The sequence below is a fragment of the Asanoa sp. WMMD1127 genome (assembly GCF_029626225.1).
In the GTDB taxonomy this organism is placed as follows: Bacteria; Actinomycetota; Actinomycetes; order Mycobacteriales; family Micromonosporaceae; genus Asanoa.
In genome coordinates, this window is record NZ_JARUBP010000001.1 from 4,728,758 (window position 1) to 4,752,737 (window position 23,980).

The following is a 23,980-nucleotide window of genomic DNA, read 5'->3' on the forward strand; positions in this document are numbered from 1 at the left end:
GGTAGCGTTCCGAGCCATCCGGACCCCCTCGGCATGGAGGAGGCGTGATGGTGACCCGTTCCTGGCGGCCCGTCCTGGCCGCCGTGGCGACAGTCGCTCTGGTCGGAGCCTGCGGCTCCGGCGACGAACGCTCCGAAGAGGAAGTCGTCCAACCCGCCACGACGTCGTGCGCGAGCAGCGGCGAGCTGACCATGTGGGAGCGATCGGGCGGCAACAAGCAGATGGTCGACCTGCTGGTCGAGGCCTGGAACACGAAGAACCCCGACTGCAGGATCAACCTCACCTACATCCCGCACACGGAGATGGTCGGCAAGATCGCCCAGGGCATCGCCTCCGGCGAGGTGCCGGACCTGATGGGGATGGACCTGATCTACGCACCGCAGTTCGAGAAGGCGCAGCAGCTCGTCGACCTGACCGACCGGATCAGGAGCTGGCCGGAGCTGGCCACCGCGAGCAAGGGCCACATGACCGTGGCGACCTTCGAGGACCGGCTCTACGGCGTGCCGCTCTACGCCGACGTCTCCGCGCTGTTCTACAACAAGGACCTGTTCGCCCGGGCCGGGCTCGACCCGGAGAAGCCGCCGACCAGCCTCGCCGAGCTGCGGGCGTACGCGGACAAGATCACCGCGCTCGGTGGCGACGTCAAGGGCTACTACCTGCCCGGCAACTGCGCCGGCTGCAACATCTTCACCGTCGGACCGCTGATGTGGGCCTCCGGCGCGAAGATCGAGGCGACCGACGCCGGTGACGAGCCGCTCACCGGCGACGGCGTCAAGCAGGTGCTGCAGTTCGCCCGCGACATGGTCCAGGCCGGCAACGTCCACGATGGAGACCGGGCGGAGAACGGGGAGACCTTCCACCTCCAGTTCGGCACCGGCAAGGTCGGCATGATGGGCACCGGCAACTTCAACATCACGCTGGCCCGCCAGCAGAACCCCGGCATGAAGTTCGGCATCGGGCTGCTGCCTGGTGTCGCGCCGGGCTCGTCGGCCTCGTTCATCGGCGGCGACCTCGTCGTCGTGCCGCGGGGCAGCGAGCGGGTCGCCGACGCGGTCAACTTCATGAAGTTCCTGCTCTCCGACGAGGTGCAGGTCGAGGTCTACGCGAAGGCGCTCAACCTGACGACGCGTACGGACATGGTGCGGAACAGGTACTTCGAGGCGGAACCGCTGGTGCAGGACGTGGCGAAGGCGCTCGACGTCGGTCGCACGCCCTACACCCTCACGTTCTTCGAGCAGATCAACTCCCCGCAGGGGCCGTGGCTGCAGATGCTGCAGAAGGCCTACTACTCCGACGAGAACCTCGACACCGTGATCGCCGACGCCAAGACGGCCATGAAGGCCGTCGCGAAACAGGGATGAGGCGGCGCGACAGCCTGGTCGGGCTGGCGTGGGTCAGCCCGGCCCTGCTGTTCGTGCTGGTGTTCACGGTCTATCCGCTGCTGCGGATGGCGTGGATGTCGCTGCACAACTGGTCGCTGATCACACCGCCGAGGTGGGTCGGCCTCGACAACTACACGCGCGCGTTCGACGACCGGCAGTTCTGGGTGTCGTTCGGCTTCACGCTCGAGTACACGCTGATCATCACGCCGATCCTGATCGTCGGCGGCTACCTGCTCGCCCTGCTGACCGCCACCAACACGCCGGTACGGCGGCTGACCCGCACCGTGGTCTTCACCCCGGTGGTGATCGGCCTGGGCGTGTCCAGCCTGCTGTGGTACTGGCTGTTCAGCACCGACTTCGGCTTCGTCAACCGGCTGCTGCTGGACGTCGGCGTGATCGACGCTCCGGTGGTCTGGCTCGGCGTCGACGCGGACCGGTCCAACATGGCCATCATCGCCTCGGTGGTGTGGAAGGTGATCGGCTTCGGCATGGTGCTGTTCGTCGGCGCCATCCAGGCCATCCCGCACGAGATCACCGAGGCCAGCCTCGTCGACGGGGCCGGCTGGCGGCACCGCGTCACCCGGATCGTCCTGCCGCTGACCCTGCGCACCGTGCTGCTGGTGACCCTGCTGAGCGTCATCGGCTCGCTGCTGGCCTTCGACCAGTTCTACATCATGACCGCCGGCCAGCCGCAGAACGAGACGGCGACCTCGGTCTTCTTCGTCTACCTCAACTCGTTCCCCTATCTCAGGCTGGGCTACGGCGCGGCCCTGTCGATGGTGCTCGCCCTGACGATCCTCGCGTTCACGGTCGTCCAGCTGCTGCTGACCCGGCGGAGCCACGCATGACCCGGCGACGCGGCGCCTATCTGGTCGGCGCGGTGTGCCTGGCGATCTGCGCCGTGATGCTCGCGCCGCTGCTGCTGTCGGTGCTCGCCTCGCTGAAGCCGACCGCCGAGGCGGCCGCGTCGCCGCCGACCTACTGGCCCGACGCGTTCAGCCTCGACAGCTACCGGCGGCTCTGGGACTACCAGCAGGGGCTCCCGGTCTACTTCTTCAACAGCCTCGGCACCGCCGCGCTGACCATCGCGTTCACGCTGCTGCTGACCGTGCCGGCGGCGTACGGCCTGGCCCGTTTCCCCGTGCCCGCCAAGGAGTTCATCTTCGTCGTGCTGCTGCTGGCGCTGATCGTGCCCTACCAGGCGCTGCTGACACCGATGTTCCTGATGTTCGCCGATCTCGGCCTGACCAACTCGCTGGTCGGCCTGGCCATCGTGCACACCGCGATCCAACTGCCGTTCAGCCTGTACGTGCTGCGCAACAGCTTCGCGGCCGTCCCACGCGAGCTGGCCGAAGCGGCCATTGTGGACGGAGCGTCGTCCGGGCAGGCGCTGCGCCGGGTGTTCCTCCCGGCCTCCGTCCCGGCCGTGGTCACGGTCGCCCTGTTCGCGTTCATCATGAGCTGGAACGAGTTCCTCGGCGCGCTCGTGATGATGAGCAAGAGCTCGAAGTTCACGCTGCCGGTGGTGCTCGCCGCGGCCCGCACCGAGACGAGTTTGGGCGGCACCGACTGGGGCATGCTGCAGGCCGGGATCACCATCTCGATCATCCCGTGCGTCGGGGTCTACCTGCTGCTGCAGCGCTACTACGTGTCCGGCCTGATGAGCGGAGCTGTCAAATGACCGAAAGCGCGGTGTGGCCGGCGCGGTCGCGGATGCGTCCGTTGGGCGGCGACCAGACCACCATCCACGATGGATTCTGGGCGGAGCGGCTGCGCGTCAACCGGGAACGCACGATCCCGCACGGGCTCGGTCAGTTGCGCCGGGCCGGCACGCTCGACAACCTGCGGCTGGCCGCCGGCGCGGCGGCGGGGGACTACCGCGCCGACGCCGACTCCGGCGGCGCCGTCCTGCCGTTCCTCGACTCCGACGTCTACAAGTGGCTCGAGGCGGTCGGCTGGGCCGGCGACGACGGCCTGCGCGCCGCGGCCGACGAGGTGATCGCGGTGGTCGCCGCGGCCCAGCGGCCCGACGGCTACGTCAACAGCTTCGTGCAGGTCGTCCGCGACGGGCGGCCCTACCAGGACCTGGCCTGGGGGCACGAGCTCTACTGCCTCGGCCACCTGGTGCAGGCCGGCATCGCCTGGCACCGGGCCCTGGGCGACGACCGGCTGTTGGACATCGCGACGCGGGCCGTGGACCACGCCTACGACGCGCTTGGCGAGGAGGGGATCGACGGTCACCCGGAGATCGAGATGGCGCTGGTGGAGCTGGCCCGGGTGCGGGGCGAGCCGCGCTACACGGAGTTCGCGGCGCGGATGCTCGACCGGCGCGGCCACGGCCGGCTCGGCGAGGGGCGGTTCGGGCCGGCGTACTGGCAGGACCACGCACCGGTGCGCACGGCGACCGAGGTGGCCGGGCACGCGGTGCGGCAGCTCTATCTCGACTGCGGGGCCGTGGACGTGGCCGTCGAGCGCGGCGACACCGAGCTGCTCGACGCGGTGCGGCGACGGTGGGACGACATGGTGCGGACCCGGCGCTACCTGACGGGCGCGTTGGGCAGCCGGCACCGCGACGAGGCGTTCGGCGACCCCTACGAGCTGCCACCCGACCGGGCGTACGCCGAGACGTGTGCGGCGATCGCGAGCGTGATGCTGGCCTGGCGGCTGCTGCTGGCCACCGGCGAGCCGGCCTACGCCGACGACATCGAGCGCGCGATGTTCAACGGGGTGCTCTCCGGCCTGTCGCGCTCGGGCACCGAGTTCTTCTATACCAACCCGTTGCACCGCCGGACCCACCGGACCTACGAGCCGGCCGGGCACGGGCAGCGGGCGCCCTGGCAGGCCTGCGCGTGCTGCCCGCCCAACCTGATGCGGCTGCTCAGCTCCTGGCCGCACTATCTCGCCACCGGCGACGAGACGGGCCTGCAGATCCATCAGTACGCGACCTCGACCATCCGGGTGGGCGAGGCCGAGATCGCGGTGCGGACCCACTATCCCTGGGACGGGCGGGTGGACGTGTCGGTGATGCGGTCGCCGCAACGGCCGTGGACGCTGGCGCTGCGGGTGCCGGGCTGGTGCGCCGGCGCCACGCTCGCGGTCGCCGGGCAGGAACCGCTGCCGGTGGCGGCCGGCTACGCGGAGCGGACCCGGGTGTGGGCGCCCGGCGACCGGGTCACGCTCGACCTGCCGCTGCCGGCGCGGTGCACCGAGCCGGATCCGCGGGTCGACGCCGTGCGCGGCTGCGTGGCCTTCGAACGCGGCCCGATCGTCTACTGTGTCGAGTCGGCCGACCTGCCGGAGACGGTCGACGTCGACGACCTGCGCTGGGATCCGGCGCGCGAGGTCGTCGCGGTGCCCCGGCCCGAGCTGGGCGAGGAGTGGGTGGGCCTGGACGTGCCGGTCACCGGCGGCGGGGTCGCGTCCGCGATCCCCTACCACGCCTGGGCCAACCGGGGCCCCGGCGGCATGCGCGTCTGGCTACCCCGCTGAGCCGGCGGGCGGGGCGGTCGAGTCGCGGACGACCAGCTCCGGCGTGAAGATCTCCAGGCCCGGCTCGCGGGTGGCGGCCGGGTCGCGGGCCAGCGCCACCGCGAGGTTGATCGCGTGGCTCACGATCCTGGCCGTCGGCATCCGCGACGTGGTCAGGGCCGGCACCGTGTGACTGGAGATCTGGATGTCGTCGAAGCCGACCACGGACAGCCGGTCGGGCACGGTCGCGCCCAGGCTGTGCGCGGCGTGCAGCACCCCGACCGCGATCAGGTCCGTGGACGTCGCGATCGCGGTGGGCGGCTCCGGCAGCGCCAGGAGCCGGCGCAGGGCCGCGTCGCCGCCGGCCATCGTGTTGGGGCACCGCTCGACATAGCCCGCCGGGACACCGCCGAGCCTTGACCGCATGAAGTCGGCGTACGCCGCCTCGCGGACCCAGAAATCGCCGGGCAGTTCCGCGCTGACGAAGGCGATCCGGCGGTGCCCGAGCGCGACGAGGTGGTCGAGGCCGGCCTGGATGCCCGCCCGGTCGTCGGTGTCGGCGCTCGGGAACTCCAGCGGGCTCGTGCCCTGCCAGAGCGCCACCACCGGCACGCGCGACCCGCGCAGGTCGTCCAGCAGCTGCGGGTGCACGCGCACGTCGCCGAGCAGCACGATCGCGTCGGTGTGCCGGGTCTCCAGCACGGAGGTGAGCGGGATGGCCTCCTCGAGGCCCGGGTGCACGTGGCCGAGCACGACGTTGTAGCCGTGCGCCATCGACTCCTTGACCAGCGCCTCGATCGCCTCGGCGAAGAACGGGTCGCTGAAGTCGCGCACGACGACGCCGATCAGGTTGGTCGACGCGCCGCGCAGGCCGCGGGCGAGCGGGTTCGGCCGGTAGCCCAGCCGGCGGGCCGTCGCCAGCACCCGCTCCCGGGTCGCGGCCGCGATCGGCACCCGGGTCTCGACGCCGCTGAGCACCCGCGAGACCGTGCTCTGCGAGACCGCGGCCGCGTCGGCGATGTCCTGCATCGTCGGCACGGCGCCATGCGTGGTCGCCGGACGGCGGGGACGCGGCGGCGGCATGGGAGAACCGTACCGCGCCGTGTTGCGGTCATACGATTGCGCGCACGCGCCCGAACCGGAAGGTCACGTCCGGCATGCGGCGCAGGGAGCGGATGCCCCAGGCCGCGCAGACGGCGACCATCACCGCGGTCAGGATGCCGCTGAACACGCCGCGCGACAGCAGGGCGAAGTCGACGCCCATGTGCAGGAACCCGATGCTCATCCCGGCGTCGATCAGCCGGCCGAGGCCCCACAGCGCCGCGGTCTGGGTGAACACGCGCTGCAGGCCGCGGTGGTCGCGCAGGCCGGCCGGCAGGGCCACGAAGTCGCGGGCCAGCCGCATGGTGATCGGGCGGCCGAGCAGGGCGCTGCCGAGGAACAGGACCGCCATGAACAGCGAGCCGATCACCGGCTGGACGAGGTAGACCAGGGCGCTGGACAGGGCCAGGGCCACGGTCGCGCGGGCGCACAGCGAGCCGGCGCAGACCAGCAGCGTGCCGGGCAGGTGCCGGCCGGCGATCCAGCGGATCGTCACCGTGATCGCGCACCAGCCGAGCACGGCGATCAGCGCGGGGAACAGCCCGGCCGTGTGCAGCAGGATGTAGAGCAGGCCGGTGGGCACGAGCACGGTCTCCGCGAAGAGCCGGGCCGCCCGCACGAGGGCCGGCTTGAGCTCGCCGACCTCGATGACGTGAGGCGCCGCTATGACAGGGGTGGCTTCATCACTGACAGTCATTTTTCCCGGGGGGATCGGGGGCGGGAGCCTCACCGTAACCCAGCTACCTGAGCCGCGCGAGTGGGGAAGGGGCATCTTGACGGAGCTCTGACCAGCGCCGGGAGGGTCTCGACCCGTCTGGGTAGTTCAGCACTCTGTGCACGACGACGATTCGCCGATGCGCACGGAGAGTGCGACTCAGCCGACGGGCGTCAACGGTTCCGTGGTCCATCGCGACCGCAGGGCGGCCAGCTGCGCGCGATAGCGGGCGGCCGCCTCGACCTTGATCTCCTCGTAGCCGCGGACCTGCTCCGGCAGCCCGGCGATCTCCACGGCCAGCGGATGGTTTGCGGCGGTGAGCCCGGCGAGCAGCTCGCCGACGACGGCCACGTACTCGGCGACCAGCGACCGTTCGAGCCGCCGGACCCGGGCGTAGCCGAACACGTCGAACGGCGTGCCGCGCACCGACCGCATGGCCCGCAGCGCCCCGAACGCCGGCCGGAACCAGCGACCGAGGGTCAGCTTCCGCCGCAGGCCCAGCGCCCGGAACACCGGGGGATGCAGCCGGTACGCGTAGCGGGCCCCGGGACCGAACTCGGCCGCCACCGCCGCGTCCACCGCCGGGTCGAGGCTGAGCCGGGCCACCTCGTACTCGTCCTTGTAGGCCATCAGCCGGTGCAGCTGCCGGGCCACCGCCCGGGCCAGCTCGCCGTCGCCGCCGACCGCCTGCTCGCGCTCGCGTACCCGGGTGACGAGGTCGAGGTAGCGACGGGCGTAGCCGGCGTTCTGATAGGCCGCCAGGTCCGCGACCCGGACCTCCAGCAGCCGATCGAGCGAAGGCTCGACCTCGACAGCGCCCGGCGACACCGCCGCCCGCACGGCGGCCGGGTCGGCGACCACCGCCCGACCCCAGCGGAACGCGGCCAGCGACGGCTCCGGATCGCGGACGCTCTCCTTGATCGCCCGCTCCAGCGACTCCCGTGACACCGGCAGCAGGCCGCGCTGCCAGGCGGCGCCCAGCACGATCAGGTTGGCCGGCAGGCCGTCGCCGAAGAGCCGCTCGGCCAGCGACTCGGCGTCGAGATAGACGTTGCGGTCGGCGTCGGTGCGCTGGTCGACGGCGCCGACCAGGGCGTCCAGCTCCGGGAACCGCTCGGCCGGCGAGATGACCATGGCGCCCGTCGGCACGGCGCTGGTCGAGACGATCGCGACCGAGCGTTCCGGTGACAGCACGGCCAGGTTGTCGGCGGCCGTCGCGCCGAGCAGGTCCAGCGCCAGGTAGACGTCGGCGCCACCGGCCGCGGCCCGGTTGGACCGCGGTGCGCCATCGGCGTGGATCCGCACGTCGGACACCACCGGCCCGCCCTTCTGGGCCAGCCCGGTCTGGTCGAGGCCGCGCACGTGGTGGCCGTCGAGGTGTGCCGCGGTGCTGAGCAGCCGGGCGGCGGTGACGACGCCGGTGCCGCCGATGCCCACGAACCGGACCGTCGCGTCGGCCTCCGCCGGCAGGTCGGGATCGGCGACCGACGGCGGCGCCACGGCCATGGGCTCCCGGGCGCCCGGCGTGACGGTCACGTCCAGGAAGGCCGGGCAGTCGCCGTGCACGCACGAGTAGTCGGTGTTGCACGACGACTGGTGGATCTGGGTCTTGCGGCCGAACTCGGTCTCCACCGGGCGCACCGACAGGCACTGCGACTTGTGCCCGCAGTCGCCGCAGCCCTCGCAGACCCGCTCATTGATCATGACGCGCCGGGTCGGCGCCGGGAGGTCGCCACGGCGGCGCAGCCGGCGCTTCTCGGCGGCGCACTGCTGGTCGTGCACGAGCACCGTCACGCCGGGCGTGGCGGCCAGGTCCTCCTGGGCCCGCATCAACTCGGCCCGGTCGCGCACCTCGGCGATGCGGGCGAGTCGCACGCCGCGATAGCGGCCGGGTTCGTCGGTCGTCACGATCACCCGGCGTACGCCCTCCGCCTCCAGCCACCGGGTCAGGTCCGGCACCGACAGCGCGGGCCGGACCTCCTGGCCGCCGGTCATCGCGACCGCGGCGTTGTAGAGCAGCTTGTAGGTGATGTTGGTGCCGGCCGCCACGGACGCCCGCACGGCCAGCGAGCCCGAGTGGTGGAACGTGCCGTCACCCATGTTCTGGAAGATGTGCCCCGTCCCGACGAACGGCGCCTGCCCGATCCACTGCGCGCCCTCGCCACCCATCTGGGTCGCGCTGACCACCTGGTCGCGCCGCTCCGGGTGCAGCAGCACCATCGTGTGGCAGCCGATGCCGGCGCCGACCAGGGCGCCGTCGGGCGCGGCGGTCGACAGGTTGTGCGGGCAGCCCGAGCAGTAGAACGGCGACCGGGCAGCGCCGGCCGCGACCAGCGGCAGCGCGACCCGCCGGCGCACCGGGGTGGCCGCGGGCAGCAGGCCGCGCCGGCGCAGCCGGGTGGCCACGGCCCGGGCGATGGTGTCGCTGTCGAGCCCACCGCCGGCCGGCAGCAGCGGCGTGCCGTCCTCGTCCCGCTTGCCGCGGACGACCGGTCGGCGTTCCAGGTCGTACAACAGGTCCCGGATCGCGGTCTCGACGAACGGGCCCTTCTCCTCGACGACCAGGATCTCGTCGAGGCCGTCGGCGAACGCGCGGATCGCCTGCGGCTCCAGCGGCCAGACGACGTCGAGCTTGAGCACCCGAACGGGCGCCGGCACGTCGAGCCGGCGCAACGCGTCCCGCAGCTCCAGGTAGGCCGCGCCCGACGCCACGATGCCGAACCGGTCGGCGGGCGAGCCCAGCACGGTCCGGTTGAGCCCGTTCTCGCGCAGATAGGCCAGGAGCACCGCCAGGCGCGGGCCGACCAGCGTCGCCTCCTTGTCCAGCGACGCCTTGCCGAGGACGTCGGCGCTGGGGCGATGGACGTACGGGCGGCCGTCGTGCAGCACGGTCGGCCGCACCGGCCGGACGCGGTCGGGGCCGGCCAGCACCGACTCGACGCCGTCGGCGACCTGGGTGGTGACCTTCAGCGCGGTCCACAGCCCGCTGGCCCGGGACGCGGCGATCGCGTGCCGGCCGAGGTCGAGGATCTCCTGCACGTCGGCCGGCTGGAAGACGGGCATGCCGAGCGCGGCCAGGATGCCCTCACTGGCCGACGGCAGCGTCGAGGACTTGTTGGTCGGGTCGTCGCCGCAGAGCGCGAGCAGGCCGCCGAGCGGGTGGGCGCCGGTGAAGTTGCCGTGCCGCAGGGCGTCCGCCGCGCGGTCGACGCCGGGCGCCTTGCCGTACCAGACGCCGAGCACGCCCTGCCGGCGCGGGTTCGGCAGCAGCGGGGCGAGCTGGCTGCCCCAGACCGCCGTCGCGCCGAGCTCCTCGTTCTGCGCCGGCTCGTGCACGACGTCGAGGTCGGTCCAGCCGCGCCGGGCGCGGGCGATCTCGAGGTCGAAGCCGCCGATCGGCGACCCCGGATATCCGGAAACCAGCGCGGCCGTGTCCAGGCCGGCGGCGGCGTCCGCGCGAAGCTGGTCGGCGACGAGGCGGACCATCGCCTGGGTGCCGCTGAGCACCGTGCTGCCCTCGGGTGTCACGAGACAATTCCTAACCCATAGCGGCCCTACCAGGCTATTTGAGTAAACGTTAACTTCAGCCGGGCTACCGTCGGTGGCGTGACACTCTCCTACGAGGTCGTCGGTTCGGGCGCGGGCCTGGTGCTCGTGCACGGCACCGGCAGCACGGGCCGGAAGAGCTGGGGGACGGTCCTCGACGGCCTCGCGGCGGGGCAGACGGTCGTGCTGCCCGACCTCCCGGGCTCGGGCGCCAGCCCGCTGCCGGACGACCCGCTCGACGTCGCCGCGCTGGCGGACGAGATCGTGGCGACGGCGGACGCGGCCGGCCTGGACACCTTCGCCGTCGTCGGCGCCTCGCTCGGCGCCCCGATCGCGGTCACGGTCGCGGTCCGCCACCCCCAACGGGTGACCCGCCTGGCCACCGTGGTCGGCTTCGCCCGGGCGCGACCGACGTTGCGCCTCAACCTCGAGGTGTACGCCGCGATGTTCGCGCGCCAGGCGCCGGAGCTGAGCAAGCTGTTGGTCAACCTGTCGTTCGCCGAGCACTTCCTGGCGGCGCTCTCCGCCGAACAGGTGGAGCAGTACGGCGCGCTGCTGACCAACGACCCGGCGCCGGGCACGCTGGCGCAGATCGACCTCGGCCTGCGCCTCGACGTGCGTGCCGACCTGGCCGCGGTGCGGGCGCCCACGCTGGTGCTGGCGGCCACGGGGGACCGGTTCGTGGCGCCGGCCCACTCGCGGGAGATCGCGGAGGGAATCCCCAACGCCCGCCTCGTCGAGGTGCCCGGCGGCCACGCGGCCCGCTTCGAGGACCCGGGCCCCACGCTGACGGCCCTGCTGTCACACCTCGCCGGTTAGCTCCGTCAGCCTGGTGTAAGGGTTTCCCAAGCGAAGGAGTTCACCGTGTCGATCGCGGTTACCACGATCATGCTCGGCGTGCAGGACCTCGACCGGGCGAAGAAGTTCTACACCTCGGGCCTCGGCGCGACGGTCAAGCAGGACTACCCAGGGTTCGTCCATCTCGACCTCGGCGCGGGGTCGTCGTCGCTCGCGCTCTACGACCGGGCGGCGGCGGCCGCGGAGGTCGGGATGTCGCCCGAGGGCACCGGCTTCCGGGCGGTCTCGTTCCACCACATCGTGTCCTCCCGGGCCGAGGTCGACGAGGTCATGGCGGCGGCGGAGGCGGCCGGCGCCGAGGTCGTCAAGGCCGCGGTCGCGGCCGAGTGGGGCGGCTACGACGCCTGGTTCGCCGACCCCGACGGTCACCTGTGGAAGGTCGCCACGGCGTCCTGACGCCGGCCCTCGCGGGGTGGACCGGGCCACGGACCGTGAGCGCGGTTCACCCCGCCGTGATCTTGGCGTAATCGATCCGAGATGGACGGATCGGAGATTGGCTTGCACCTGTCCTTCGGTGCAAGGAGAGCCAATGGCGCCCACCCCGCCCACCGACGCCGAGCTGGATGTGTTCATCCGGGCCCGGCTCGCCTCCCTCGGAATCGACCTGGACCAGCTGCCGCCCGGCACCGCCGACGACCCGGAGACCGGCGCGCCGGGCCGTGACTCCGTGCTCGCCTCGCTGCGCTCGTTCGTGCGCTCCACGATCGGCACGCTCGCCGCCTACCAGCTGCCCACGCCGGCCGGCACCGACCCGGCCGTCGCGCGGGCGCTGTCGCAACAGCCGGCGCCGCTGCTGTACCCGTCGATCAGCACCGCCTGGCGGCAGTCATGAGCCTGGCGCCGACCGACCGCACCGTCGACCGCCGCGCGTTCCTGGCGCGGGTGGGGACCCTGGCCGCCGTCACCACCGCCGGCGGGGTCGCCCGGCCGGCCGTCGCCTCGGCGGCCGCGAGGCACCGCCCCGGCGACGGGCTCGACAACCCGAACGCGTACGTCCGGCCCCGGCCCGAGGCGCTCGCCGACCCGACCGAGCTGACCATCGCCGAGGCGGCCTGGCTGATCCGGGAGCGTCGGCTGCGGCCCGAGGAGCTGTTGGCCGCCTACCTGGCCCGGATCGCCGCCTTCGACGACACGTACCAGGCGTTCAACCTGGTCGTCGCGACCACCGCCGCCCGGGCCGCCGGCGGGCGGGGCGCGCTGCGGGGCATCCCACTGGCCATCAAGGACAACTACTGGACCCAGGGCGTACGCACGACCGCGAACTCGTGGCTGTTCCGGGAGTTCGTGCCGCCGCAGGACGCGACCGCGGTGGCCCGGCTGAAGGCGGCCGGCGCGATCGTGCTCGGCAAGACGCAGATGGGCCCGCTGGCGACGACGCGAGCGACCACACCGGACGGTGTCGTCACCACGGTCAACGCGTGGACCCCGACCAACCCCGACACCGACCCCGGCGGCTCGTCGACGGGCACCGCGACCGCGGTCGCCGGCCGGATGGCCACCTCGGGCATCGGCACGCAGACCGGCGGCTCGATCACCGCGCCGTCCAACGCGCAGAACCTGACCGGCCTCAAGCCGACCATGGGCCGGGTGTCGCTGCACGGCATCATCCCGCTCAGCTACACGCGGGACCACCCCGGCCCGCTGGCGCGGGACGCCAAGGACGCGGCGATCATGCTGACCGCGATGGCGGGGGAGGACCCGGCGGACCCGCGTACGCAAGGGTTGCCGGACGTGCCGAACCTGATCGACGCGGCCACCCCGGTCCGCCGCCGGGGCGCGGTGCGGCTGCGCTGGGAAACCCGGATCGGTGTGCCGCCCGGGTTCGCCACCGGCACGTCGGCGACCGCGCTGGCCCGGCAGGCCTTCCTCACGGCGCTGGATGCGATCCCCGGCGCGACGCTGGTCGAGGTGCCGCTGCCCGACGACTGGGCGCTGCTCACCGGGAACGCGTTCAACAACGTGCGGTTGCCGGAGCGCAGCGAGCCGTTCATGCCCTACCTGCGGGACGACCTGCGTGGCTTCGGCGTCTCGCTGACCGGCTGGCTGCAGGGCGCGCTGTTCGGCGCCAACGAGTTCCTGACCGGCCAACGGGCCAAGGTGCTGCTGCTGGAGCGGGTGCTCGACCAGATCTTCGGCCAGTGCGACGTGGTGCTGCAGACCGGCCCGGTGCCGTTCGACATCGTCGGGCTGCCGGAGATCGCCTTCCCGATCGGCTTCACCGCCGCCGGGGTGCCGATCGGCACGATCCTGGGCGGCCTGCCCTACGCGGAGGACCGGCTGCTCTCGGTCGTCGCGGCCTACCAGGCGGTGTCCGACTGGCACACCCGCCGCCCGGCCGACCCGCCGGCCTCGGCGGCCCGCATGGCCCGCCCCCGCCTGACCGCCGACCAGGTCGCCGACCTGTCCCAGTGACCACGATGGACCGGGCCGCGCGCGCGGCCCGGTCCTATACTCGTTGGCCGTGGACGCCTTGGATCCGAAGGCGATCGCCGCGAAGCTGCTCGGCGAGCCGATCGCCGCTGACGACGACGCCCGCGCGGCCGACGCCCGCCGGCGCTTCGACCGCCACCAGCGCGAGCGCGAGAACCTGCGCCGGCAGGCCGAGAAACCCGCTCCCCACGACAGCGTGTAGTAGAGTAAGCTCCGCCACGACAGCGTGTAGTAGACGGTCTGCGGACGGAGTCAGCGATGCGACGTCGGGCGAAGTCTCTTGCGTCCCTGCCGGCCAAGGCGGGCAACGAGGTCGAGGACCGGCTGGGTGTCGCGACGCCGCTGCGGGGGATTCTCAACAAGGTCTTCCCCGACCACTGGTCGTTCCTGCTGGGCGAGATCGCGCTGTTCTCGTTCATCGTCCTGCTGTTGACGGGCACGTTCCTGACGCTGTTCTTCGACCCGTCGATGCGGGAGGTCGTCTACGACGGCAGCTACACGCCGTTGCGGGGCGTGCACATGTCCGCCGCGTACGCCTCGTCGCTGGACCTGTCGTTCGACGTGCGCGGCGGCCTGGTGATGCGGCAGATGCACCACTGGTCGGCGCTGCTGTTCATGGCGTCGATCGTCGTGCACATGCTGCGGGTCTTCTTCACCGGCGCGTTCCGCAAGCCGCGCGAGATCAATTGGATCATCGGCTCGCTGCTGTTCTGGATCGGTTTCCTCGCCGGCTTCACGGGCTACTCGCTGCCGGACGACGCGCTGTCCGGCACCGGCCTGCGCATCGCCTCGGGCATCCTGCTGTCGATCCCGGTGATCGGCACCTGGGTGACGTCGTCGCTGTTCGGCGGCGAGTTTCCCAGCGACATGATCATCGGCCGGTTCTTCATCCTGCACGTGCTGCTGATTCCGGCCCTGCTGGTGGCGCTGATCTCGGTCCACGTCGGCCTGGTGTTCAAGCAGAAGCACACCCAATGGCCGGGACCCGGACGCACGAACTCCAATGTGGTCGGTGAGCGGATGTTCCCCCGCTACGCCATCAAACAGGCCGGTTTCTTCGTCACGGTCGCCGGCGTGATCGCCCTCCTGGCCGGGCTGCTCCAGATCAACCCCATCTGGCTCTTCGGCCCGTACGAGTCGGCGGTGGTGTCCGCGGCGACCCAGCCGGACTGGTACGTGATGCTGCTCGACGGCGCCATCCGCCTGATGCCGGCCTGGGAGATCGTGCTGCCCATCGGGGACGGTTACGTCATCCCGCCGATGTTCTGGCCCGCCATCGTGCTGCCCGGCCTGTTCACCACGCTGCCGATGGCGTACCCGTTCATCGAGGCCCGGCTGCGCGGGGACACCCTGCGGCACAACCTGTTGCAGCGCCCGCGTGACGTGCCCGCCCGCACGGCGCTGGGCGCGATGGCCGTGACCTTCTTCCTGGTGCTGACCCTCTCCGGCGGCAACGACGTGATCGCCGACAAGTTCCAGATCAGCCTCAACGCGCTCACCTGGGCCGGCCGGATCGGCATGCTGGTCCTCCCGCCGATCGCCTACTGGGCCACCTACCGGCTCTGCCTGGGCCTCCAGCAGCACGACCGTGAGGTGCTGGCCCACGGGGTCGAGACCGGCATCATCCGCCGGGCCCCCGACGGCCGCTTCTACGAGGTGCACCAAACCTTGGACTCCGAGGAGCTGGAGTACGTCGGCTGGGTCGTACCGAAGAAGATGAACCGGCTCGGCGCCCTCGGGCCGGCCCTCAAGGGCTTCTTCCGCCCACTGGAGCGGCCGGTGGAGGCACCCGTCTCACCGGGCCACCCGCCGGTCGAGCCGCGCGACGCACGGCGCGAGATCTCCCACCGTCCCTGAGATGCCGAGGACTCAGACGATGACAGAAGCGGCGGTCACGGGCGCGCGGCCGACGGCGTCGATCCGGCACAGGAGAACACCGGCGGCGCCGGGCGCCTCGCGGTTCACCGTCATGGACCCGTCCGGCAACTCCATCGTGTTCATCCAGCGCGACGAGCCGGCAGAGCTGGACTACGGCGGCGACTTGGCGATGGCGCTGGCCATGCTGGTCGAGCTGGCGGTGGCCCTGGGCGAGCCGGACGCGGACTGGCGCGCCCGGTTGGCCGGGTTGACCCTCACCGCCGAGGAGCGCGATCAGGTCAGGGCCGTCGTGGCCGATCCGGCGCTGCTCGACCGGGCGGTGTAGACGACCGTCAGCCGGGGGTCGTCGACCTGGCCGCCGGGTTCGTCGGCGACGAGCGCCGCGAGGCGGCTCAGGAACTCCTCCCGGGCCGGCGGCGCCAGCTCGCGGATGTTCGGGAAGGTCGACCAGAGCGCCCGCGCGCCCTCGGGCGTCAGGGTCTGCGACCACCTGATGACGTCGACGGTCACGTCGGCGAACCAGCCGCCGGCGGTCAGCACACCGGTCCACCGGTCGGTGTCGAGCATGTGGGAACGGCTCTCCCGGTAGCCGGGCTCACCTGGCAGCCGGTCGTGATAGACCACGTCGAGCCGGTCCCGGAACCGCGACGGTCGCTCGACGTCGCCGAAGTCCGTCCACCACGCGGCCAACCACCCGCCTGGGCGCACGAGCGTGCCGAGCTTGGGGATCGTGACCGCCGGGTCGAGCCAGTGCAGCGACGTCGCCGCCACCGCGAGGTCGAACGGGCCGTCGACCTCGGCCGTCTCGAAGTCGGCGACCCGCACCTCGAGGCGGTCGCCGGCGTGCTCGGCGGTCAGGATCTCGGCGAGGTCCGCGCCGGGCTCCACCGCGAGCACCCGCGCGCCGGCAGCCAGGAGCGGCCCGGTCGCCAGGCCGCTGCCGGCACCGATCTCCAGCACCCGCGCGCCGGGCCCGAGCCCGCAGCGGCGCTCGAGCAGCGTGAACACCGCGTCCGGATAGGGCGGCCGACCGCGCCGGTAAACCTGGGCGGCGGCGTTGAACGACATCCGGCGGTGGGCAAACGTCACGGCCGCCAGCCTGCCGCCGCGGCCGCCGCCCGGCAACGCGTTTACGGCTTGCGGGCCACTCCGCAGAACCCGTCGAGAGTGGGCGCGTCGGTCTCGCCGGTCGGCCGCCAGCGGGTCGTCGGCACCAGGCCGGGCTCCTCGAGGTCGAGACCCGTGAAGTAGCGCGCGAACTCGTCGGTCGTGCGCAACGCGTAGGCGTGGCCGCCCTGGCTGGAGACCTGGGCGCCCGCGGCGATCTCCGCACTGGCCGCGGTGCCGTCGTTGACGACGAGGTAGCTGCCCGACGGGATCGCGTCGACGAACGCCCGCACCACCGCGCACGCCTCGTCGTAGTCGGGGATGTTGCCGAGGATCCCCAACATGACGACCGCGACGGGCCGGTCGAGGTCGAGCACCTTCCCGGCCTCGCGCAGGATCGTCTCGGGATCGCGCACGTCGGCGTCGACGTAGTCGGTGACACCCTCGGGGCTGCTGGCCAGCAGCGCGCGGGCATGCACCAGCACCAGCGGGTCGTTGTCGACGTAGACCACCCGGGACTCCGGCGCCACGGACTGCGCGATCTCGTGGGTGTTGTCGGCCGTGGGCAGCCCGGTGCCGAGGTCGAGGAACTGCCGAACGCCGCGCTCGGCGGTCAGGTGGCGGACGGCCCGCCCGAGAAAGGCCCGCTGCGCGCGGGCGTTGTCGACGATCGCGGGGAACACCTCGCGCACCCGGTCGCCGGCCGCCCGGTCGGCGGCGAAGTTGTCCTTGCCGCCGAGCCAGTAGTTCCAGATCCGCGCGCTGTGCGGCACGCTGGTGTCCACCTCAGGCACCTGGTCCATGGCGGGCAGCATAGTCCTTCGTGGACGGCCCGCGATGCCCCGTCAGCGGCCGTCGTGGGCCGCGGCGACGCGCTTGGGGACGCGGTGCCGCCAGGCGTGCTCGATCAGCTCGCGCAGCCGCGGGCCGTCGACGCGGGCGAGGTCGACCCGCAGCCCGACGAAGATGCGGCCGTGCTCGCGCCACACCTCCTCGAAGACCTGCGGCTCGCCGGCGGCCGCCGCCTGAGCCTCGGCCTTGGGAACGCAGACGATCGCGTGCGCGTCGCCCTTCTCCAGGTGGACGATGAGCTTGTCGGCCGCCCGGAAGCCGGGGAGCCGGAAGTGCGTCTTCTCCTCGACCGCCGGAAGCGCCAGGGCGTACCGCCGGATCTCGGCCAGCTCGATCAGGGTGCCCCCAAGGGGTCAGTCGACGACCTTGACATCCTTCCAGAACGCCACGCGGTCGCGGACCATCTCGGCGTCGGGCTTGGGCTCCGGGTAGTACCAGACGGCGTCGGCGGAGCGCCGGCCCTCGTGCTCGAGCGTGTAGTAGGACGCCGTGCCCTTCCACGGGCAGACGGTGTGCGTGTCGGAGTCCTTGATCAGGTCGTCGCGGAGGGCCGCGCGGGGGAAGTAGTGGTTGCCCTCGACCATGACGGTGTCCGCGGACTCGGCGATGACGATCTCGTTCCAGACAGCTTTAGGCATGAACCCAACGTACGTTCACTTGCGCCGAGGTGCGACCGGGGCCGAGAGGCCGGCGCTGAACAGGCGGGTGTCGACCTCGTTGAGCGACAGCTTGAGGGCGCCCAGGGCGACCGAGTCCGCGCCCAGCGTCGAGGCCCGCACCTCCGGCATGCGCAGGCAGAGCCGCTCGAGCTCGGTGCGCAGCGGGTCGAGCACCAGGTCCGCGGAGCGGGAGAAGCCGCCGCCGAAGATGACCACCTGCGGGTCCAGCGTGAGGACCAGCGCGGCCGCGCCGACGGCCAGGTCCTTGACGTAGCGGTTGACGGCCGCCCGGGCGGCGCGGTCGCCCTCGCGCGCGGCGTTGAACACCCAGGCCGCGGCGTCGTCGGGGGAGACGGTGTCGGGCACGCCGCGGCAGTTCTGCAGGTGCTCGGGCGCGTTGAGCCAGCGGACCTGCTTGAGCGCCCCGATCTCGCCGGCCGCGCCGCCGTAGCCCCGGCGCAGCACGCCGTCGATGATCAGACCGGCGCCGTTGCGCATGCCGGCCAGCAGATAGACGATGTCGTCGGCGTCGCTGGCCGCGCCCTTCCAGCGTTCGGCCAGGGCGGCGAGCTTGCAGTCGTTCTCCACCACGATGGGGCAGGAGAACCGCTGGCCCAGGTGCGTGACCAGGTTCACGCTCTTCCAGCCGGGCAGCGGGGTGAAGAAGCTGGTCTGGCCGGCCGCGTCGACGGCGCCGGTGACCGCGACCGTGACGGCCCAGATGTCGGCGGGGGCCTTGCCCGCCTCGGCCACGCACGCGTCGATGACCTCGTCGACCTCCGCGAGCCGCTCGGCCGGGCCGGCGTCCGCGGCGACGGAGTGCCGGACGCTGTGCACGATGTTGCCGTCGAGGTCGGCCAGCAGCGCCAGGATCTTGTGGGCGCCCACGTCGACGCCGAGCACGTGGCCGGCGCCGGACCGGAACTGGTAGCGCCGGGCCGGCCGCCCGACCGCGCTGCTGGCGCCGGGCTCCAGCACGCTGGCCCACCCGTCGGTGACCAGACCCTGGGCGATCACGTCGACGGCGGGACGGGACAGCCCGGTGCGCTGGGAGAGCTCGGTGACGGTGGACGGCGGGTGGTCACGCAACGCCCGCACGATGGTCAACGAGTTGAGCTCGCGCAGGCGCGACAAGTCGGTGCCGGTCGTCGCCAGTTCTGTCACGTCTGTCCCTTTTCAAAATACACTTTGACCTTTACAAAATAGCCGAGCCTCAGCTGATCGGGTACGCCGCCGAGGTGGGCGAGATCGCCGGGGTGAAATCCGCCTCGCGTCCGTCGACCGTCCACACGTAACGGCCGCGCCGCCGGACCTCGGGCCGGGCCGCCAGGTAGGTGGTCATCGCGTCCAGCTCGGTCGGCGTAAGCCAGCTCGGCGGGTCCGACACGGCCCGGAAGCGGCAGACGTCGGCGAGGTCGCGCAGCCACGCCAGCTGTTGGTCGGTCAGCAGGTTGAGCCGGCTGCGGAAATAGACGACGTCCGGGTCGACCTCGGCCAGCGGCTGGTGCCACAGCCGGTGGAGGCTGTTGACGACGGCGTTGCGCGCCATCGCGTCCGACGGGTCGTCGCTCGCGTAGTTCTGCCACATCGGCGCGACGTCGGGCCCGCTGCGCAGCCCGTCGAGGATGCCCAGCGACGGCAGCAGCATGGCCCCGCTGCCGAGCAGGTAGACGTCGTCGCCCGCGACCCGCCGGATCAGCGTGAGGGCGTCGCGGTAGACCTGCTCCCGCTCCGCGCCGTCCGCCCGGGCGCCCGGCACCGCCCCGGCGTTGACGAAGTCCAGCTTGAGATAGCGGAACCCCCACTCGTGCACCATCCGGTGGGTCAGCTCCGCCACGTGGTCGAGCGTGGCCGGCCGCGACAGGTCGAGGGCGTGGTAGCCGGTGCCCCAGTTGTGGCCGGCGACCACGAGCTCGCCGCGGGCGTCGCGCAGCAGGAGGTCGGGCCGGCGGCGGGCGAACTCCGAGTCGGGCAAGGCGATGAACGGGGCCAGCCACAGCCCGGCGGTCATCCCGGCGTCCTCGATCCGGTCGACCAGCGACCGCATGCCCGACGGGAACTTGTGGTTGGGCTCCCAGTCGCCCACCATCCGCTCCCAGCCGTCGTCGATCTGCACGACGTCGAACGGCAGGCCGCGCAGGTCGGCGATGTCCTTGGTGAGCTGCTGCTCGGTGATGGTCTCGTAGTACGCGTACCAGGAGCACCAGACGTTGCCCGCCCGCCGGGAGCTGCTGCCCAGCCGCGTCGCCAACTCCCGGGTGTAGGCGGCGAACACCTCCTCCTCGGGCCCGTACGCCGCGAACCAGGGCTGCCCGCCGTGCTCGTACCAGCCGGCGAGGGTGTCGCGGTCGGCCGCGAGGCGGGGCGTGCCCAGCCCGAGCGCGCCGAGCAGAAGCACGTTGCCGTCGCCGGCGTCGAGGGCGGCCACGGCGGAGGAGTGGTGCCGGGCCGGGTCGTCCCAGACGTCGTCGTCGGCCGTGACGCGGCGCTGCGGGTTGGCGATGCGCAACGGCGGCTCGCTCAACCGGCGCCAGCCACACGGGCTCCACGAGTTGTGCCCGTGCCGGTAGAACAGGGCGTCGCCCAGTCCGTGCAGCAGCGCGACGCGTCCTGGGGGCAGGATCAACCCGCCGTCGGCTGGCTGCGGGCCGCCGGAGCCGTCGTGTTCGAGGGCGAAGGTGCGGCCGGCCAGCTCGATGAGCAGTGCCATTGTTCTCCTTGGCGGGTACGGGGGTGCGGCGGGCCAAGGCGGTCCCGCCGCACCGGATCGTGGGTCTGTCCTACTTGAACAGTGCGTTCACCTGTTCGTTGGCCTTCTTCAGCGCGGTCGCCGAGTCGGTCTGGCCCAGCACCGACGACTGGATCGCGTCCTCGACGATCTTGCTGACCTCGCTGCCGTGGTCGGTGATCGGCAGGAAGAACGTGCCGCCCTGCGCGGTGGCCTCGTCGATGAACGGCCGCACGTCCCGGCCCTTGGCCTCGTGCGCCGCCAACGCCTTCTCGCTCGCGGTCTTGATGGCCGGGAAGACGACGGCGTTCTTGGCGACGATGTCCTGGCACTCGCTGGACGCCAGGAACTTGACCCACTTCCAGGCCTCGTCCTTGTGCTCGGTGCCCGACCAGATCGCGTCCGAGAGGCCGTTGATGGCGGACTTGCGGCCCTGCGGGCCCGCCGGCAGCGGCGCGAACGCGAACTTCACCTTCGCCGTGTCACCGAGGTAGCTGTTGATCATCCAGGAGCCGGTGACGGTGATGGCGCCGGCGCCGGCGTTGAGCAGCGCGTCGCGGGCGAGCGTGGAGGACTTGTCGAGCGCGGGGCTGTAGCCCTTGGCGATCAGCGACTTCAACCAGTCGATGACCTGGGCCAGCCGCGGGTCGTCGTACTTGTACTGCGTGCCCCACGGGTTCTTGTCGAGATAGGTGAAGCCGAGCATCGCGGCCAGGTTGCCCCAGCCGTTCTGCCCCTGCGAGCCGTCCTTCCACTCCGGCAGGAAGCCGTACGTCTTGACCTTGCTCTTGTCGAACGCGGGGTCCAGGCCGTTCTTGCCGTTCTTGTCCACAGTGGCCTTGGCGATGACCTGTTCGAAGGTGCCGCCGTCGGTCGGGTTCCAGGTCAGGTCGGCGAGCGCCGCCGCGTCGATGCCCTGGGCCTTGAGCTGCTCGGTGTTGTAGACCAGGGCCATCGTGTCCCAGTCCTTGGGGAGCCCGTAGCGCTTGCCGTCCTTCTCGAACAGCTCGGCCAGCCCCGCCTGATATTGCGTGAGGTCGACCTTGTCGGCGTCGACGTAGGGCTGCAGGTCGAGGATCTGGCCGGCGGTCACGAACTGCGGGTAGTAGGAGCCCTGGTTGGTCCACACGTCCGGCGCCTCGCCGGCGGCCACCTGGGTGGTGAGGTTCTGCCAGTACTGGTCCCACGCGGACTGCGTGATCTTGATCGTGATGTTCGGGTTGGCGGCGTGGAACGAGTCGGCGCACGCCTGGTACGACGCCTTCTGGTTGTCGTCCCAGAGCCAGTAGTCCAGGGTGACGGCGTCGCCGCTGCCGGCGTCGTCACCCGATTTCGAGCAGGCGGCCAGGCCGGCCACGACGGCCAGTGACAGGAGTGCTGCCCCGGCACGTGATCTGCGGATCATCTCATCCTCTTCTCTGCGGGGTGGGTCACTTGCTACCGGTGAAGTTCAGCGACTGGACCAGCCGCTTGCCCATGAAGACGAGCAGGACCAGGACGGGCAGGACCGACAGCGTCGAGGCGGCCATCAGCCCGGTCCAGTCCGGTTGGGTGTTGGGCGACTGCTGGAGGAACACGCCGAGCGCGACCGTGACGAGCCGGTTGTCCTCGCTGCGCCCGACCAGCAGGGGCCAGAGGTAGTCCTTCCAGGCCCAGACGATGGTGGTGAGCCCGATGGTGATGAGCGGACCGCGGCTCATCGGCAGCGCGATGCGCCAGAAGATGCCCCACGGGCCGTTGCCGTCGAGGATCGCCGCCTCCTCCACGTCGCGCGGCAGCGAGAGGAAGAACTGGCGGAGGAAGAACACCGCGAACGGCGTCATCAGGATCGTGGGCGCGACCATGCCGGCCATCGTGTTGATCAGGTCGAGCTCCTTGACCAGCACGAAGTTCGGCAGCAACGTGAAGATCGGCGGCACCATCAGGGCACTGATCAGCACGCCGAACAGCACGTCGCGGCCGGGGAAGCGCAGCCGGGCGAAGGCGTAGCCGGCCATCGCGCAGAACAGCGTCTGGAACCCGGCGATCAGCGAGCAATAGATGATCGAGTTGAGCAGGTAGCGCGCGAAGTCGACGTGCGCGCCGGAGCCGCCGGCCGCGCGCGCCTCGGCCTCGCTGGTCAGGCCGAGCACCCGGGTGAAGTTGACGAACGTCGGGTGCTGCGGCAGCAGGCCGGTGTGGTCGGTGTACATGTCGGCGGCCGGGGTGAGCGCCGTGCGGACCATCCACCAGAACGGGAAGACCGTCGCGACGACGATGACGGCCAGCACGACCCACGCCACCAGGCGGCTGGGAGTGAGATTCCTCCGGCGCACGCGTCCGCCCTTCATGCCAGGTCCGACCGGGAGGCGCGCAGCAGCCGCATCTGCACCGCGGTGAGCACGCCGAGGATGAGCGCGAGGCAGATCGCCGCCGCGGCGGCGTAGCCCAGGTGGAAGAACCGGAACGCCTCTTCGTAGATGAAGTAGTAGATGGCCCGGGTCGCCGATACCGGGCCGCCCTTGGTGGTGACCGCGATGGTGTCGAAGATCTGGAACGACCCGATCAGCGAGACCACCAGCACGAGCGCGAGCACCGGCCGCAGCAGCGGCAGCGTGATGCGGCGGAACATCCGCCACTCGGTGGCGCCGTCGATCGCGGCGCTCTCGTAGAGGTAGTGCGGTATCTGCAGCATCCCGGCGTAGAGCAGCAGCGCGGTGTAGCCGGTGTAGGCCCAGGTGTTGATGGCCGCGATCGACGGCATCGCCCACGTCGCGTCGGTGAGGAAGCCGACAGGTCCCACGCCGACCACGCCGAGCAGGTGGTTGAGAAACCCGAGGTTGGTGTCCAGCAGCCACATCCAGAGCAGGCCGATGGTCACGTTGGGCACCAGCCACGGCAGCAGCAGCGTCGCCCGCAGCACGACCGAGCGGGTCAGCCGGTGCATCAGCGCGGCGATGCCGAGGCCCAGCAGGGTCTGCGAGCCGATGTTGAGCACCACGTACCAGGCGGTGACCAGCAGCGAGTGCCAGAACTCGCCGTCGCGCAGCAGCTCGGTGTAGTTCTCGGCGCCGACGATCGACGGGGTGTTCAGCATCGTGTAGTCGGTGACCGAGTACCACAGGCCGCGGACGGCCGGGTAGCCGTAGAAGACGGCGAACCCCACCAGCACGGGCAGCAGGAACCACCAGGCAGCGCGCCGGTCGTCGCGCCGTTTCGTCGTACTCATCGATCGCCTCTGATCTTTCTCCCGGGTTGGCTCTTGCCAGCCGGCCCG

At 71.8% G+C, this 23,980-nt stretch carries 23 protein-coding genes; 11 read left to right on the forward strand and 12 right to left on the reverse strand.

The genetic code is table 11. The annotated features are described in order from the left end of the window. The first annotated feature begins 47 nt into the window (after positions 1–47). From O7635_RS22625 to O7635_RS22640, 4 genes are read left to right on the forward strand one after another with little or no spacing between them, the layout of a single operon-like run. Complete coding sequence (locus O7635_RS22625; protein WP_278082457.1) at positions 48–1,361, forward strand: sugar ABC transporter substrate-binding protein; 1,314 nt, start codon at positions 48–50, stop codon at positions 1,359–1,361. Then, positions 1,358–2,230: a sugar ABC transporter permease gene (locus O7635_RS22630; RefSeq protein ID WP_278082458.1), complete on the forward strand. Its 873-nt coding sequence runs from the start codon at positions 1,358–1,360 to the stop codon at positions 2,228–2,230. Before O7635_RS22625 ends, O7635_RS22630 begins: the two co-directional genes overlap by 4 nt. Further along, positions 2,227–3,063 carry a carbohydrate ABC transporter permease gene (locus O7635_RS22635; protein WP_278082459.1) on the forward strand — a complete coding sequence of 279 codons (837 nt, stop codon included), beginning with the start codon at positions 2,227–2,229 and terminating at the stop codon, positions 3,061–3,063. The genes O7635_RS22630 and O7635_RS22635 overlap by 4 nt, the downstream gene beginning before the upstream one ends. Continuing rightward, positions 3,060–4,871 carry a beta-L-arabinofuranosidase domain-containing protein gene (locus O7635_RS22640; protein WP_278082460.1) on the forward strand — a complete coding sequence of 604 codons (1,812 nt, stop codon included), beginning with the start codon at positions 3,060–3,062 and terminating at the stop codon, positions 4,869–4,871. Before O7635_RS22635 ends, O7635_RS22640 begins: the two co-directional genes overlap by 4 nt. Here the strand turns inward: O7635_RS22640 and O7635_RS22645 are convergent. The 3 genes from O7635_RS22645 to O7635_RS22655 form a co-directional block, all read right to left on the reverse strand. Further along, the gene (locus O7635_RS22645; protein ID WP_278082461.1) at positions 4,860–5,933 is read right to left on the reverse strand and encodes a LacI family DNA-binding transcriptional regulator; all 1,074 of its coding nucleotides are present in this window, start codon (positions 5,931–5,933) and stop codon (positions 4,860–4,862) included. The two genes, O7635_RS22640 and O7635_RS22645, sit on opposite strands and share 12 nt — an antisense overlap. Before the next feature lie 28 nt (positions 5,934–5,961). Further along, the gene (locus tag O7635_RS22650) at positions 5,962–6,648 is read right to left on the reverse strand and encodes a hypothetical protein (protein ID WP_278082462.1); all 687 of its coding nucleotides are present in this window, start codon (positions 6,646–6,648) and stop codon (positions 5,962–5,964) included. Positions 6,649–6,825: 177 nt separating this feature from the next. Further along, complete coding sequence (locus O7635_RS22655; protein ID WP_278082463.1) at positions 6,826–10,194, reverse strand: indolepyruvate ferredoxin oxidoreductase family protein; 3,369 nt, start codon at positions 10,192–10,194, stop codon at positions 6,826–6,828. A 78-nt stretch (positions 10,195–10,272) separates the two neighbouring features. Between O7635_RS22655 and O7635_RS22660 the strand changes: the two genes are divergently transcribed. The 7 genes from O7635_RS22660 to O7635_RS22690 all read left to right on the forward strand — a co-directional run bounded on the left by O7635_RS22660 (position 10,273) and on the right by O7635_RS22690 (position 15,703). Then, positions 10,273–11,031 (forward strand): alpha/beta hydrolase, encoded by a 759-nt coding sequence (locus tag O7635_RS22660; RefSeq protein WP_278082464.1) that lies wholly within the window; start codon positions 10,273–10,275, stop codon positions 11,029–11,031. A gap of 45 nt (positions 11,032–11,076) precedes the next feature. Next, entirely contained in the window at positions 11,077–11,466 is a 390-nt protein-coding gene (locus O7635_RS22665; protein ID WP_278082465.1) for a VOC family protein, read from the forward strand. A 133-nt stretch (positions 11,467–11,599) separates the two neighbouring features. Further along, positions 11,600–11,902, forward strand: coding sequence for a hypothetical protein (locus tag O7635_RS22670; RefSeq protein WP_278082466.1), 303 nt, complete (start codon positions 11,600–11,602; stop codon positions 11,900–11,902). Further along, the gene (locus tag O7635_RS22675) at positions 11,899–13,482 is read left to right on the forward strand and encodes an amidase (protein ID WP_278082467.1); all 1,584 of its coding nucleotides are present in this window, start codon (positions 11,899–11,901) and stop codon (positions 13,480–13,482) included. The genes O7635_RS22670 and O7635_RS22675 overlap by 4 nt, the downstream gene beginning before the upstream one ends. A gap of 49 nt (positions 13,483–13,531) precedes the next feature. After that, positions 13,532–13,702, forward strand: coding sequence for a hypothetical protein (locus O7635_RS22680; protein ID WP_278082468.1), 171 nt, complete (start codon positions 13,532–13,534; stop codon positions 13,700–13,702). Positions 13,703–13,758: 56 nt separating this feature from the next. Continuing rightward, entirely contained in the window at positions 13,759–15,357 is a 1,599-nt protein-coding gene (locus O7635_RS22685) for a ubiquinol-cytochrome c reductase cytochrome b subunit (protein ID WP_278082469.1), read from the forward strand. Positions 15,358–15,376: 19 nt separating this feature from the next. Further along, positions 15,377–15,703, forward strand: coding sequence for a hypothetical protein (locus O7635_RS22690; protein WP_278082470.1), 327 nt, complete (start codon positions 15,377–15,379; stop codon positions 15,701–15,703). On the opposite strand, the gene O7635_RS22695 is transcribed toward O7635_RS22690, so the two are convergent. The 9 genes from O7635_RS22695 to O7635_RS22735 form a co-directional block, all read right to left on the reverse strand. Continuing rightward, positions 15,652–16,467 (reverse strand): class I SAM-dependent methyltransferase, encoded by an 816-nt coding sequence (locus tag O7635_RS22695; RefSeq protein WP_278082471.1) that lies wholly within the window; start codon positions 16,465–16,467, stop codon positions 15,652–15,654. The genes O7635_RS22690 and O7635_RS22695 overlap by 52 nt on opposite strands. A 41-nt stretch (positions 16,468–16,508) precedes the next feature. Further along, a complete protein-coding gene (locus O7635_RS22700; protein ID WP_278082472.1) occupies positions 16,509–17,288 on the reverse strand; it encodes an SAM-dependent methyltransferase in 780 nt (259 codons plus the stop codon). Positions 17,289–17,330: 42 nt separating this feature from the next. Continuing rightward, entirely contained in the window at positions 17,331–17,675 is a 345-nt protein-coding gene (locus O7635_RS22705; protein ID WP_347405340.1) for an MmcQ/YjbR family DNA-binding protein, read from the reverse strand. A 15-nt stretch (positions 17,676–17,690) separates the two neighbouring features. After that, the gene (locus O7635_RS22710; RefSeq protein WP_278082473.1) at positions 17,691–17,975 is read right to left on the reverse strand and encodes a DUF427 domain-containing protein; all 285 of its coding nucleotides are present in this window, start codon (positions 17,973–17,975) and stop codon (positions 17,691–17,693) included. Positions 17,976–17,990: 15 nt separating this feature from the next. After that, entirely contained in the window at positions 17,991–19,160 is a 1,170-nt protein-coding gene (locus O7635_RS22715) for an ROK family transcriptional regulator (RefSeq protein ID WP_278082474.1), read from the reverse strand. Between the two features lie 49 nt (positions 19,161–19,209). Next, positions 19,210–20,706, reverse strand: coding sequence for a glycoside hydrolase family 36 protein (locus O7635_RS22720; RefSeq protein WP_278082475.1), 1,497 nt, complete (start codon positions 20,704–20,706; stop codon positions 19,210–19,212). Positions 20,707–20,776: 70 nt separating this feature from the next. Further along, positions 20,777–22,129 (reverse strand): sugar ABC transporter substrate-binding protein, encoded by a 1,353-nt coding sequence (locus tag O7635_RS22725; RefSeq protein WP_278082476.1) that lies wholly within the window; start codon positions 22,127–22,129, stop codon positions 20,777–20,779. A gap of 25 nt (positions 22,130–22,154) precedes the next feature. Then, complete coding sequence (locus O7635_RS22730; protein WP_278082477.1) at positions 22,155–23,039, reverse strand: carbohydrate ABC transporter permease; 885 nt, start codon at positions 23,037–23,039, stop codon at positions 22,155–22,157. Between the two features lie 11 nt (positions 23,040–23,050). Continuing rightward, a complete protein-coding gene (locus O7635_RS22735; RefSeq protein ID WP_278082478.1) occupies positions 23,051–23,932 on the reverse strand; it encodes a sugar ABC transporter permease in 882 nt (293 codons plus the stop codon). Positions 23,933–23,980 lie beyond the last annotated feature (48 nt).